The 13,131-nt window shown below is 47.0% G+C and carries 14 protein-coding genes; 5 read left to right on the forward strand and 9 right to left on the reverse strand.

Annotated features, from left to right (window positions below):
- Nucleotides 1-587: AAA family ATPase (locus B5F25_RS16825; RefSeq protein ID WP_162614445.1), on the reverse strand; the 587-nt coding region annotated here is incomplete at its 3' end.
- Nucleotides 588-698: 111 nt separating this feature from the next.
- Between B5F25_RS16825 and B5F25_RS16835 the strand changes: the two genes are divergently transcribed.
- Nucleotides 699-1,628 carry an immunoglobulin-like domain-containing protein gene (locus B5F25_RS16835; protein ID WP_140406968.1) on the forward strand — a complete coding sequence of 310 codons (930 nt, stop codon included), beginning with the start codon at nucleotides 699-701 and terminating at the stop codon, nucleotides 1,626-1,628.
- Here B5F25_RS16835 and B5F25_RS16840 read toward each other — a convergent pair.
- On the reverse strand, nucleotides 1,625-3,211 hold the full coding sequence (locus B5F25_RS16840) for an ATP-binding protein (protein ID WP_087250921.1): 1,587 nt from the start codon (nucleotides 3,209-3,211) through the stop codon (nucleotides 1,625-1,627). The genes B5F25_RS16835 and B5F25_RS16840 overlap by 4 nt on opposite strands.
- A gap of 158 nt (nucleotides 3,212-3,369) precedes the next feature.
- On the opposite strand from B5F25_RS16840, the gene lgt reads away from it, so the two are divergent.
- From lgt to B5F25_RS16855, 3 genes are all read left to right on the forward strand, one after another.
- On the forward strand, nucleotides 3,370-4,200 hold the full coding sequence (lgt, locus tag B5F25_RS16845) for a prolipoprotein diacylglyceryl transferase (protein WP_022038612.1): 831 nt from the start codon (nucleotides 3,370-3,372) through the stop codon (nucleotides 4,198-4,200).
- A 282-nt stretch (nucleotides 4,201-4,482) separates the two neighbouring features.
- Nucleotides 4,483-4,668: a hypothetical protein gene (locus B5F25_RS16850; RefSeq protein ID WP_087250923.1), complete on the forward strand. Its 186-nt coding sequence runs from the start codon at nucleotides 4,483-4,485 to the stop codon at nucleotides 4,666-4,668.
- Between the two features lie 99 nt (nucleotides 4,669-4,767).
- A complete protein-coding gene (locus B5F25_RS16855; protein WP_087250955.1) occupies nucleotides 4,768-6,561 on the forward strand; it encodes an AAA family ATPase in 1,794 nt (597 codons plus the stop codon).
- Between the two features lie 460 nt (nucleotides 6,562-7,021).
- Here B5F25_RS16855 and B5F25_RS16860 read toward each other — a convergent pair whose 3' ends face one another.
- The 7 genes from B5F25_RS16860 to argR are packed head-to-tail and all read right to left on the reverse strand — an operon-like array spanning nucleotide 7,022 to nucleotide 12,106.
- The gene (locus B5F25_RS16860) at nucleotides 7,022-8,155 is read right to left on the reverse strand and encodes an aminotransferase class III-fold pyridoxal phosphate-dependent enzyme (RefSeq protein WP_087250925.1); all 1,134 of its coding nucleotides are present in this window, start codon (nucleotides 8,153-8,155) and stop codon (nucleotides 7,022-7,024) included.
- Nucleotides 8,156-8,189: 34 nt separating this feature from the next.
- A complete protein-coding gene (locus tag B5F25_RS16865) occupies nucleotides 8,190-8,606 on the reverse strand; it encodes a four helix bundle protein (RefSeq protein ID WP_087250927.1) in 417 nt (138 codons plus the stop codon).
- The gene (argC, locus tag B5F25_RS16870; protein WP_022039050.1) at nucleotides 8,607-9,575 is read right to left on the reverse strand and encodes an N-acetyl-gamma-glutamyl-phosphate reductase; all 969 of its coding nucleotides are present in this window, start codon (nucleotides 9,573-9,575) and stop codon (nucleotides 8,607-8,609) included.
- A 2-nt stretch (nucleotides 9,576-9,577) separates the two neighbouring features.
- Nucleotides 9,578-9,772 (reverse strand): PspC domain-containing protein, encoded by a 195-nt coding sequence (locus tag B5F25_RS16875; RefSeq protein WP_022039049.1) that lies wholly within the window; start codon nucleotides 9,770-9,772, stop codon nucleotides 9,578-9,580.
- Nucleotides 9,773-9,788: 16 nt separating this feature from the next.
- Nucleotides 9,789-10,994, reverse strand: a complete 1,206-nt coding sequence (locus B5F25_RS16880; protein WP_013618751.1) for an argininosuccinate synthase domain-containing protein — start codon at nucleotides 10,992-10,994, stop codon at nucleotides 9,789-9,791.
- Between the two features lie 48 nt (nucleotides 10,995-11,042).
- Nucleotides 11,043-11,609 (reverse strand): GNAT family N-acetyltransferase, encoded by a 567-nt coding sequence (locus tag B5F25_RS16885; RefSeq protein WP_087250929.1) that lies wholly within the window; start codon nucleotides 11,607-11,609, stop codon nucleotides 11,043-11,045.
- Between the two features lie 17 nt (nucleotides 11,610-11,626).
- Nucleotides 11,627-12,106, reverse strand: a complete 480-nt coding sequence (gene argR / locus B5F25_RS16890) for an arginine repressor (RefSeq protein WP_087250957.1) — start codon at nucleotides 12,104-12,106, stop codon at nucleotides 11,627-11,629.
- Nucleotides 12,107-12,391: 285 nt separating this feature from the next.
- On the opposite strand from argR, the gene B5F25_RS16895 reads away from it, so the two are divergent.
- On the forward strand, nucleotides 12,392-13,120 hold the full coding sequence (locus B5F25_RS16895) for a class I SAM-dependent methyltransferase (RefSeq protein ID WP_087250931.1): 729 nt from the start codon (nucleotides 12,392-12,394) through the stop codon (nucleotides 13,118-13,120).
- The last annotated feature ends 11 nt before the right edge of the window (nucleotides 13,121-13,131 follow it).

The raw sequence follows: 13,131 nt of genomic DNA on the forward strand, positions 1-13,131 counted from the left end.
AGCAAGACGAACTGCAGGTCATCGTCCGCAGCCTTGAATACCGAATAGAATCCTTTCAGCACTTCCCGGTTCCGGTCCTCCAGCAGCGTTTCCTCCTGTTCTCCCTTAATGCCCGTATCAAGCACGTCCAGGATAGGCTTGTCGTATTCGTCAATCAACACCACGCAACGTCTACCCGATTGTTCATGGGCTTGTTTAAGGACGTAGGCAAAGCGTTTCCCAATATCCGTATAGTCCTGGCTCTTTCCGTATTCCCGTTCCCAACCTTTTATGGTGCCTTCCAGTATATCTTCCAATGTACCCGGAACGGTAAAGTTGCTTCCGTTGAAGTCGATGTGGAATACGGGATATTCCCTCCATTCCGTTTCCAGCTTCTCGATGGCAAGCCCCTTGAACAGCTCTTTCCTACCTGAGAAATAGTTCTTCAGGGTAGACACAAGCAGGCTTTTCCCGAACCGCCTCGGACGGCTGAGGAAATAAATCTTCCCTGTTGATACCAGCTGGTATATCAGGGCGGTTTTGTCTACATACGTGTAGTGGTCCTCTCTTATCTGTGCAAAGCTCTGGATGCCTATCGGGTATTTCATATCGTATGGCTTATTGGTATAGCACAAAAATAGTGAGAATATTTTATATTGCCAAATATATTAGGGATGCAGAATTTTTCGTATATTTGGGCATGGAGTTATGGATAGGCTATGAGAGTAAATACATTGATATGGTTTGTGTTATTGGTTTTGACCGGGTGCGGAGGCAGGCAAATGCGAGGAATCGATTCTTCGGATACATTGGTGGTAAAATCCTCACCTGTGGAAAAACAAGCTACGGGAATGGATATGCTTTACCGTTTGTATAAAGTGTATGGGATATCGGGTGATTTGGCAAGCGACCCTTATTGTCCGCCGTTCCTGAAGGGGGTATATTACGATAACGGCATGTTGGTATTTCAGGTAGAAGGCGATACTGTAGCTATACGTCAGACTTTGGAACAGAAAACGGGAAGCAGTGCTTTTCATTTGGAGTTGACAGGTGATTCGTTGTTTTCGCAGAAAGATTTGATAGTATTGCAAAGGAAGGTCCGTCAGCGTTTGGCTTTACCGGAGAATACCGATGTCAATGCCAATGTGGTAGGGTATGGTATAGGGGCGCATCATTTATCCATAAATCTGATAGTAAATACACCCGAAAGTCAGCAGGCGTTCCGAAAGAAGATTATTGATTCGCCTGCTTTACAATTTAGTGGAGGTCGTATGGATGAACCTTGTACGAAAGAAGGTATAAGCGGGATATTAGGCGTACATTTGAAAACCACTTCTCCGTCTTTTTCTGTCCAATCGGAAACCGTAACTTTTATCTTGTCAAATGAAAGTGGTACGAATATCCATTATGGAGCCGATTACTCGTTGGCTTATGAACGGGAGGGGCAATGGTATCATTTGCCTATAAATCCGAATGTAATAAGTATAGGCTATGTCTTGTGTCCGGGCAAAACGGAAAAGCTTACTGCCCACCTTTATCCCGATGTGCATCCCAACAAACCCGGACGTTACCGTTATTTCAAAGAAATCACTATTGGGGATAATCGTGAAAAGATTCTGTTAATGGCAGAGTTCCGTTTGGAAGATTAGCCTTGAATCTTCCAGTCATCAATGGTTCCGGTCTGCGAGGAGAAGCTGGCACCTATTTTATATATAAGTCGCCTGTCGGAAGCATACGGGCGTGCGTAGCCTTTTTCTTCGATTTGGCGTAATGCCTCATCTGCCGAACCGTCGAGCTTGAACTCAAAGATATAGACGTAATCGGGTGTTTCTACGATGCAGTCCACCCGTCCTTCGCTCTGTTCCTTTTCGGTATAGACCGTATAGACGCTGACCAAACGGAATATCAGGTAGAACGTGTAGTGGAAATAACGCTCCCTTTCCCTCTCGTCCTGCTTGCGACGCATGGTGTAAGGGATGTCGGCAAGGAAGGAGGTGAACAGCTTATGCAGCTTGTCTGTATCACCTTCCTCCAGCGCATCGATAAGGTCTTGTATCCAACTATTTACATTTTCCCGTTGGGGCTTGAAATAGTCGGAAGCCACCAGAGATACAAATCCTTTCTTCACTTCATTGTTGGGGAAGTCGAGCAGGAATGTGCCTCGGCGTGGTTTATAGTCCTTAATGGTAAGGTATCCGCTCTGGTAAATCATCGGCAACGGTTTTTCTACATTTGCCTTATAGTCGACAAACTCCTGCGGGTCGTAATATTTTCCGGTCAGTTCATCCAGGTTCTCATCGGTATGCGCAAGCAGGCGGATTAGGTATGAAGGCGTACCGCTACGGAACCAGTAATCTTGCATGTCTCGCGTGGCAAAAGCATTGAGCAGGCTGAAAGGATTGTAGATATCTGTCATGGCTTTACTGAAATGATATCCGTCGTACTGGCGTTTGAGCAGACCGGTCATTTCTTCCTTGGATATGCCTTCCCTGTCTGCCATATCACTTATCGGACCGGCAAAGTAGTGTTCCAGTTCTTTCTGGGTGATACCGCACAGGGCTTCATAGCGTATGTCCATGCTGATGTCGGCAGGCTGGTTGAAACCGTTGAACACGCTTACCTGCGAGAACTTGGTAACTCCGGTGAGCAAGACGAACTGCAGGTCATCGTCCGCAGCCTTGAATACCGAATAGAATCCTTTCAGCACTTCCCGGTTCCGGTCCTCCAGCAGCGTTTCCTCCTGTTCTCCCTTAATGCCCGTATCGAGTACGTCCAGGATAGGCTTGTCGTATTCGTCAATCAACACCACACAACGTCTACCCGATTGTTTGTGAGCCTGTTTGAGGACGTATGCAAAGCGTTTCCCAATATCCGTATAGTCCTGGCTCTTTCCGTATTCCCGTTCCCAGCCTTTTATGGTGCCTTCCAATATATCTTCCAATGTTCCCGGAACGGTGAAGTTGCTTCCATTGAAGTCGATGTGGAATACGGGATATTCCTTCCATTCCGTTTCCAGTTTCTCGATGGCAAGTCCTTTGAACAGCTCTTTCTTACCTGAGAAATAGTTCTTCAGGGTAGACACAAGCAGGCTTTTCCCGAACCTACGGGGACGACTGAGGAAATAAATCGCACCTTCCTTTACCAGTTGGTAGAGTAAATCCGTTTTGTCTACATAACAGTATCCTTCTGTTATCATTTTCTCAAAGCTCTGTATGCCTATCGGGAATTTCATCGTACTACATTATTAAATATATGCAAGTACAAATATAACGATAATTTGCCAGTCCGGCAAAAAGATAGGGATAGTTTCAAAATTTAACAGAACTTCTGCCCGAAGAACAGATGCTTTTTTGTTCCTTTGCAACTGTAATTACATAAAAGGAAAAGACGATGACGTTAGCAAGCATAGTATGGGATGTAGATCCTGTTTTGGTACATTTGGGACAGATTGAACTCCGCTGGTATGGACTGATGTGGGGATTGGGATTTATTTTGGCGTACGAGATTGTATCGCGCCTGTTCAAGAAAGAAGGATATCCCGACAATTGGGCAGACAAGCTTTTTGTATATTGCATTGTAAGCAGTGTGGTCGGTGCCCGGCTGGGACATTGCCTGTTCTACGAGTGGGACTATTACAGTGCCAATCCGGCAGAAATTCTGAAGATATGGAAAGGCGGGCTTGCCAGCCATGGAGGCGTGTTCCTCCTGATACTGGCATTGGTGTGGTATTCCAAGAAAGTAACCAAGAAAAGCGTCTGGTGGCTTTTCGACCGGATGATACCTGCCGTAGCCGTGGTATGTATGTGCATCCGCTTTGGCAACCTGATGAATTCGGAGATATTCGGTTATCCTACTACTCTGCCTTGGGGATTCGAGTTTGTCCGTTCGCGCGAGTGGCAGGAATTGTATAACCAAAATGGACTGGCTCAAGCTTGTCATCCCACACAGATTTACGAGATGCTCTATTGTTTCGTGGCATTGGTCGTTTCGTGGGTGATGTATCATAAATATCAGTTGCAAAAATACGTAGGGCTGATAACGGGCGTATCTCTGTTGATATTTTTCGGCGCGCGCTTCGGACTGGAGTTTATGAAGAATCCGCAGGTAGCCGAAGAGGTAGGCATGACGCTCAATATCGGACAGTTGCTAAGTATTCCACTTATTTTATTGGGAATCTTTCTTATCGCTACATGCAAGAAGCGGAAAGAAGACTGGAAATAGACAGACAAAATAAAGGTGTCTGGCTTGGTAAGTCCAAACTTTTTCCATACCTTTGCGTGGGATGATGAAAGTAAGATAGCACGCTATCTTTCTGGTTAAAGAATTGGAAAAATCTTAGGATTCATCCCCCCAATTAGCGTGCGATAAATTCAAAAACAGTTTTTATAAAACAACAAAACAATGCAAAGACACAACACAATCGGTTTATCACGTAGCGCTTCTTCGTAGAAGGGCGAGGATGACGTGTGCTTTTGTCGGGCGAATGTTTTTGCTTGGCAAGGCATGGCGTTTTCATACGTGATGGAATCGGCAACCGCTGGAGAGCGGCAGGGGTTGTTGTGTTCTTTGGCTTCGTGTGTATTTGCCTTTCTTCCGGATGGGGAAGAAGGGCTTTTTAATATCCGCATTCCACCCAATTGCCTTGTAGGGGCGTATCGCATACGCCCTGAAGATATCCGCATGGGTTAGTTGATGCATTCGGGCGTATGCGATACGCCCCTACATGGGATGTTTGCGGATATTCAAATTTTGTTTTCTTATGTTTAATCTTTCATTGTTTTGTTGTATATGAAAAATCATCAGATTCGCGCGAGGCGCGCCGAAGGGAGTGCGGTTTCTGCTCCCGAATATGCTGTAAATTGTTTGAATGTTGATATTATCCTTGCAAAAGGACGGAGCGACGTGCGTGAATTGTCTGTCCGTCTTTATACTTCCGCTTACCGGCTGATGGGTGTCGCTGCCCGGCAGGCATCCTCAAGCAAGGCAATACGTACGTGGCATTTCGAAGTCTCTTCATCCGATGCCTGGACGGGCGGGACGTATCGGGCTTTTGTTTATGTCAACGGCGTTCCAAGCTGGAAAGCGGATTTGTTTCTTTACACGGGCGAAGGCATTGATTCGAGTGCCCGTTTGGAAAGCCTGGAGCCTTCTTCGCCCGAAATGCTCTTTGCCGGGCGGTTGGCTTTCCGGTCGTGGTGGCCTGTTTTGGAAGGCTTTCATCTTGACGAGGATTTCATCGTCCGTTTCATGGAACAAATCCGGCTCTTTACGCAAAATATAGAAACGAAGACATGGGCTTCGGTACCTCCGCTTCAAGTGACGGGCGATGCCGATTGGGCGGAGCGGTTCGCTTCGTTGGTATTGGTTCCTTGCGTTAAGGAGGAATGGGGGAAAGAATGCGTGCTGACCGAGGTGAGCGGGGCGGATGATGATATGCTTTCCCTTCACTTGTTGGAGCGGGTGTGTTATCTGGTAGGCGCCCATATCGCTCCGGATACGGTATTTGTTTTTCACGGAGCCACTCTGACCATGGAATGGCTGAATGCTGATTACTACCCTTATTTCTCGCTCTTCGAGAATGAAGACACGTGTTTCCGTCTGCCCGAAACGCTTCTTACCGAAAGGAAGACGGAGCCTGAAGGCTTCTCTCCGGACGAAACGGAAATGCCGGAAGCGGCAGAAGTACAGGACGAGGAAAGGAAACCTGCCTTGCAGCGGTTGGAAGAAATGGTAGGTCTTTCGCGGGTGAAAGACGAACTGCTCGAGGCTTGCGCGATGGCTTTGTTCACCCGGCGCCGCAAGGAATTAGGACTGGAAGTTTCGGCAGAGAACCGTAATCATTTCTTGTTCTTGGGCAGTCCGGGTACGGGGAAAACCACCGTTGCCCGCCTGATAGGGGAAATTTACCATGAAATGGGATTGCTCTCACGTGGGCATACCGTAGAGACGAACCGTGCGAAACTGATAGGCGAGTTCATCGGTCAGACCGAGCAAAAAACCTGTGCCGCGATAGCTGAGGCCCGTGGCGGGGTGCTTTTCATTGACGAGGCTTACACACTTGTTCACGAAGACGATTCGCGCGACTTCGGCAAGGAAGTGATTCATGCTTTGATGACCGTTCTTTCCGAACCGAACCCCGACCTGATAGTCATCCTGGCGGGTTATGAAATGCAGATGCAGGCGTTGTTCCGCCTGAATCCGGGGCTGGACAGCCGCTTCCCGCTCCGCCTTCACTTTGATGACTTCACATCAGACGAATTGACGGAAATGGCGCGGCACTTGTTGGCGGAGCGTAACTTCGAACTGAGCGAGGCGGCAGACGTCCGCTTGGCGAAGCTGATAGAAAAAGCCGTCTTGCATAAGGATGAGCACTTCGGCAACGGCCGTTGGGTACACAATCTGGTAGAGCACGGCATTTTGAAGTGCATGGCGAAACGGGTGATGGCGTTGCCGCTTTCCACCGAATCCTCCGAATTGTTCCGCTGGATAGAGGAAACGGATGTCGCCGGAGCCGAACCTGCCTTCCTTTATGAAAACGCCCCGAAGGTTGCATTGGCGAGGCGCATCGGCTTCACTGCTTGACTGGGGTACTTACCCCGATGCATATGGCTGTTTGAAACGTTCCATATAACTCTGTTTTCAGTCCTCCTTAATTAGGACTGCTGTGTTGAGGAGTAGAAACTGCAGTCCTATTGGTAGTAGGACTGCAGTCCTGGCATATTAGGATTATGCGAGGACTGGTATGGCAAATACTATCAGTGTAGCTTTGAACCCTTGGAAACAATAGTTTCGGCGCGCACTCGCGCACCTCCCTGTTGTGATTTTGCTCTTAAATTGGTATCTTTGAACCGTTGAAAACAACTTTCAAGAACAGGAAATTTGATGAATAAGGTTGTGATTTGCTTTCAAATTAGTATCTTTGAACCATTGAAAACAACTTTATTTTTCTATTTTGTTATATTGAACGAAGTGAAGCATCTCGTAGACATTGAAGATACTTCACTTCATTCCCTTAGACAGGTAGTGCTACTATGCAAATTTATTACCCTATTGTTCTCATCGCATTTTGCAAGCGGGTGAGGAACTCATCCGCTTCGTTCATGCTGAGGCAGAGAGGGGGAAGCAGACGGATGACATTGGTTCCGCTTACACCTGTAAAGACTTTTTGCTCGAAGAGCAGTTTCGTACGCAGCTCTTTAACAGGCTCTTCAAATTCCAGCCCTATCATCAGACCACATCCGCGCACTTCCTTGATGCCCTTGAAACACTTCAGTTCTTCTAATAAATGTGTGCCGACTTTTGCCGCATTTTCTATCAGCTTCTCTTCTTTTATGACATCCAGTACGGCAATTGCTGCGGCACAAGCCAGGTGATTACCGCCGAAAGTCGTGCCTAATTGTCCGTAAACGGGTTTGAATTTCGGACTGATGAGTACGCCTCCCATGGGGAAACCGTTGCCGATTCCTTTGGCTACAGTAATGATATCGGGGCGGATGCCGCTGTATTGGTGAGCGAAGAACTTGCCGCTTCGTCCGTAACCCGACTGGATTTCGTCCAGAATCAGTACGGTGTTGTTTGCGTCGCAGGCTTGGCGCAAAGCTTTCATAAAGTCTGTATCGGGTATCCGGATGCCGCCTATCCCTTGAATACCTTCAATGATAACGGCGCAGACATCGCCTTTTGCCAGTTCGGCTTTCATGGCTTCTGTATCATTTAGCGGTAGGTAGGTAACATGTTGGTTGGCGTTGACAGGAGCGATGATTTTCGGATTGTCGGTCACTTCTACCGCCAGCGAGGTACGTCCGTGGAAAGCTTTGCCGAAAGAAACAATGCGTGTGCGTCCGTTATAGAAAGACGCCAGTTTCAGGGCATTTTCATTGGCTTCGGCTCCTGAATTGATTAAGAACAGCTGGTAATCGTCATAGCCGCACATCGCTCCCAACCGGTCGGCAACTTCCTGTTGCAGCTTGTTAATGACCGAGTTGGAGTAGAATCCCAGCATAGCAACTTGTTTGCTTATCATTTCCACATAATGCGGGTGTGAATGCCCGATGGAGATAACGGCGTGCCCTCCGTACAGGTCAAGGTATTCTTGTCCTTTGTCATCCCACACGTGGCAGGCTTTTCCCTTGACAATGTTAATGTCAAAGAGAGGATATACATCGAAAAGTCTCATTTAAATTAAGAATTAAGAATGAAGAATGAAGAATTCAGTGGGTGCTTCCTTCATTCTTCTTCTGGTTATTTTTTACTGTTTTTATTGATGAAACGAATAGGGCTATTAATTCATTGCAGTCTTCTTCTATACTGGTAAACGATTGTTCATCCATATAGTCACTGTCATATAGCAGATTGAGCCAATAGTCGGTTTCGTTTGCCTCTTTCAGTCCGACGCTTAATTTATTAATAAAGTCAGCTGGACTTTGGGCGAATTCTGATTCACGTACCAAAGCACCAATAGCTGTTCCCGAACGAAGAACTTGTTTGCTAAGGATAAATTCTTGTTTTTCATTGCGCAGATATTGTACCATACGTACAATGCGTAAAGCAAATAAATAGCTCTTGATATGCAATGTCGAATTATGCCGTTTACGAAAATTCTTCATTCTTCGTTCTTCATTCTTCATTTAAAAAGCGCTTGGCTTCAGCTTGAGTCCTGTCGTTTCTTCCAGGTTGAACATCAGGTTCATGTTGTGTACTGCCTGGCCGCTGGCGCCTTTCAGCAAGTTGTCAATGCAAGACACGATGAGGAGTTTGTCTTCGTGCTTCTCCAAGTGAATCAGGCACTTGTTGGTGTTGACCACTTGCTTCAGGTCGATGCTCTTTTCTACGATATGCACAAACGAGTCTTCGGCATAATAGTCTTCATACATCTTCACGATTTCGGGCAATTCTACCTTCGTCTTTATGATTGTAGTGGCGAAAATGCCTCGGGCGAAGTCGCCGCGGTAAGGGATGAACGTAATATCTGCATCGAAGCTGTTCTGCAATTGCTTCAGCGACTGGCGTATTTCCGGAAGGTGCTGGTGCGTAAACGGCTTGTAAATGCTCAGGTTGTTGTTCCGCCAACTGAAATGCGTAGTCGCTCCCGGTTTTACTCCGGCTCCCGTACTTCCGGTTATGGCGTTTACAATGATATCACCTTTCAGCATCAAATGTTTTGCCAAGGGCAACAGCCCCAACTGAATGCAGGTGGCGAAACATCCCGGATTGGCAATGTGCTTGCTATGACAGATGGTGCGGCGGTTCAGTTCGGGAAGGCCGTATACGAAGTCATGGTCTTCAGCGGCAATGCGGTAATCCATCGACAGGTCGATTATCTTCAAATCTTCGGGCAGGTTGTGGCTTTCCATAAACTTGCGCGTGTCACCATGTGCCGTACAGAAAAACACCACATCCACTTCATCCAGTGGCAGTGCATCGGTAAAGGTCAAATCGGTTTCGCCATACAGTCCTTCGTGTACATCGGTAATCTTATTTCCGGCATTGCTCGAACTGTTGATGAAATGAATCTCCACATCAGGGTGATTGATAAGCAGGCGAATCAGTTCGCCTGCTGTATATCCTGCTCCTCCTATAATTCCAGCTTTTATCATACTCAGTTATTGTCTTCGGGAACGATAATCCACATTAATAAATAGATGATGACACCTGCAAAAGCGGTAAAGACGGTCAGCAATGCATAGATAAGCCGTACCAGTGTCGGATCCAGATCGAAAAAACGGGCTATGCCTGAGCATACACCGGCTATCATTCTGCTATTGCGTGGACGTCTGAGTTTCTTTCCTTCCATAGTTGTTGGTTTAGTGTTACATCATTTCGTCTTTATGGTTTGCGTAATAGGCTCTCAGCGGAGTGGAGAGTACTTTGATAAAGCCTTTGGCATCTTCTGCCGTCCAGCCTTTCTGCATTTCCCCGTATTCGCCCAGCTTGTTCTTTACCAAGTCGTCTTCTGATTCTACGCCTACGGTAGAGAAGCAATAGGGGCGGAGTTCAAGGATAGCCGTACCGTTTACGTTGCGTTGCGATTCGGTCAGCATGGCTTCGATGTCGCGCATCACCGGTTCCAGGTATTGGCTTTCGTGCAAGAACATGCCGTACCAGTTTGCCACCTGGTCTTTCCAGTATTGCTGCCATTTGCTCAACGTGTATTTTTCCAGAAAGCGGTGTGCACCGATTATCAGCATCGGGGCTGCGGCTTCGAATCCTACGCGTCCTTTGATGCCGATGATGGTATCGCCTACGTGCATATCCCGTCCGATACCGTAAGGTGCTCCGATTTCTTCTACACGCTGGATGGCTTTGATTTTATCGTCGAACACTTCCCCATTGACAGCGTACAGCTCACCTTTCTTGAATTCCAGCTTCAGCAGTTCGCTTCCTTCCTTGGTAACTTGTTTCAGGTATGCACTTTCGGGCAGTCCTTGTGCCGAATCCAAGATTTCCCCTCCGCAGATGGAAGTGCCCCAGATGCCTACGTTATAGGAGTATTTCAGCTTGGTGAAGTCGGCTTCGAAACCGTGCTCTTTCAAGTAATTGATTTCATAGTCACGGCTTAATGCCATATCGCGGGTCAGGGTGATGATTTCCACTCCCGGAGCCATGACCAGGAACGTCATGTCGAAACGTACTTGGTCGTTTCCCGCACCGGTAGAGCCGTGCGCAATGGCATGTGCACCGATTTCGTTGGCATAGCGGGCAATGGCAAGTGCCTGGAAGATGCGTTCCGAACTTACGGAAATAGGATAGGTGCCGTTACGCAACACGTTCCCGAATATCATGTATTTCAGGCTCTTGGCGTAGTATTCTTGTGTTACGTCGAGGGTGACATATTTCACCGCGCCTAATTTATAGGCATTCTCTTCATTCTTTTTCAATTGTTCGGCACTGAATCCGCCCGTATTGGCACAAGCGGCATATACTTCATATCCTTTTTCTTTTGCCAGATACATCACGGTGAACGAAGTATCCAGCCCGCCGCTGAAAGCAACGACAACTTTTTTCTTTTCTTCCATAAGGTTATATTTATTATGTGTAATTCTTCATTCTTAATTCTTCATTTGTCAGAAGTTTGTATGCTCATCGTCTGTATGCAGTGCCGGGTCGTATAACATGGCCGTGCAGATGCAGAACTTGCGGTTTTTTGCCATCAGTATCTCGTGGTTGATGCATCCTTCGCATCCTTTCCAGAACGCTTCGTCATCGGTCAGTTCGTTGAATGTTACCGGTACATATCCCAGTTCGGTGTTCATTTTCATGACAGCTGCCCCTGAGGTCAGGCTGAATATCTTGGCTTTGGGCCAGCGCAGGCGTGCCAACGTAAACGAAGCGTGTTTGATTCGTTTGGCAAGTCCGCATCCGCGGTATTTAGGGTGGACAATCAAGCCCGAAGTGGCTACATACTCCTTGTTTCCCCATGATTCGATGTAAGTAAAGCCTGCAAATTCATCCCCGCAAAGGGCAATGATGGCTTTGCCTTCTTTCATTTTGGTTGCGACATATTCGTGCGTACGTTCGGCAATGCCTGTGCCCCGCACTTTGGCAGCTTCCCGGATGGTATCCAGAATTGTGTCTACGTATGCTTCGTGCGAAGCATCTGCCACCATAACGTCTATTTGTTTTGCGTCCATTTCTGTATGATTATTCTTTATAAGTTGATATTCGCTATCACATGAGTAAGTGCCTGTTTCAATTCCGTACGGGTGCATCCTTCCCGCATGACCAGCATGATGGTATCATCGCCTGCTATGGTTCCGATGATTTCATGAAAATGGTTGTTGTCTATGTCGTAGGCAAGGCTGCTGGCATATCCGGGGCGTGTCTTGATGACGGCAATGTTTCCGGAAAATTCAATAGACAGGAACCCTGTATGACGAAGCATTTCCGATGCGCTTTGCGGGTCGGTCATGCGTTTGTACATGGTGTTGTTGGGCAACACATATACGTAATTGCCGTTCATGCTTGCTGCTTTTGCCACTTTCAGTTGTTTCAGGTCGCGCGAGAGTGTGGCTTGTGTAAGTTGGAAACCTTCTTTTTCCAGTTCTGCCAAAAGTTCTCCCTGACTGCCTATCTCTTTGCTTGAGATAATCATCTTGATGGAATCGAGTCTGCTGTTCTTGCTTTTCATCTGCATATTTATTCTTCAATCGGGTGCAAATATACAGATAATATGGAAACAATATTCATTTTGAGCGAATATTTTTTCTAAAAACTTGTATTTATCCACTTTTACACCTTTTTCCTGTTGTCGGTATCCGGCATTGCTTGAAATAGTCCTTTCCCTTTGTTGATAAATTCCGCAACGTTTTTTGCTTTCAGCTTCACCAGTAGCCGTTTTTTACATTTTGTCAAACAATCTGTTCCGATTTTCGGAGAAAATGTGTAAGTTTGCCTGACTATTAGAAATCATATCATGAAAAGACATAGGTTGACTGAAGACAAGGACCCGATGGGACGGGCCATTTACGAATATTTTACAACTGGGAAAGCTGGAAAGTTAAGGGTGTTTTCCTCACAATTTGATGAAGATGAATTGCCGGTAAAGGATTTGTTCCGCACTTTGGAACAGATGCCTTTGCTAGAGCAGAAGGCTTTGCAGCTGGCATACGGGCGGATATTGGATGTGGGAGCAGGGAGTGGATGCCATTCGCTTGTTTTGCGGGAGATGGGGAAAGAAAGCCTGGCTATTGATATCTCCCCTTTGTCGGTGGAGGTGATGAAGAGGCGCGGACTGGACGCCCGGCTTACGAATGTGTTTGATATGGGATTCACGGGTCAGTTCGACACCATCCTGATGCTGATGAACGGGTCGGGCATCATCGGTAAGTTGAAAAACATGCACGCTTTCCTGATGCGTGTCAAGCAGTTGCTTGCTCCGGGCGGGTGTGTGCTGATGGATTCGAGCGACCTCCGTTATTTGTACGAGGATGAAGACGGGAGTTATCTCGTCGACCTGGCGGCAGACTATTACGGGGAAGTAGATTTCCAGATGCAGTATGGCAAGGTGAAAGGAGAGCCTTTCGACTGGCTTTACATTGACTTTGATACCCTCTCGGCATACGCCAGACCTTATGGCTTTCGCGTAGAGAAAGTATTCGAAGGCGAGCACTATGATTACCTTGCCCGCCTGTCCTTGCGCTAATGCCCGTGGTG

The sequence above is a fragment of the Bacteroides sp. An19 genome (assembly GCF_002160215.1).
Classification (GTDB): domain Bacteria; phylum Bacteroidota; class Bacteroidia; order Bacteroidales; family Bacteroidaceae; genus Phocaeicola; species Phocaeicola intestinalis.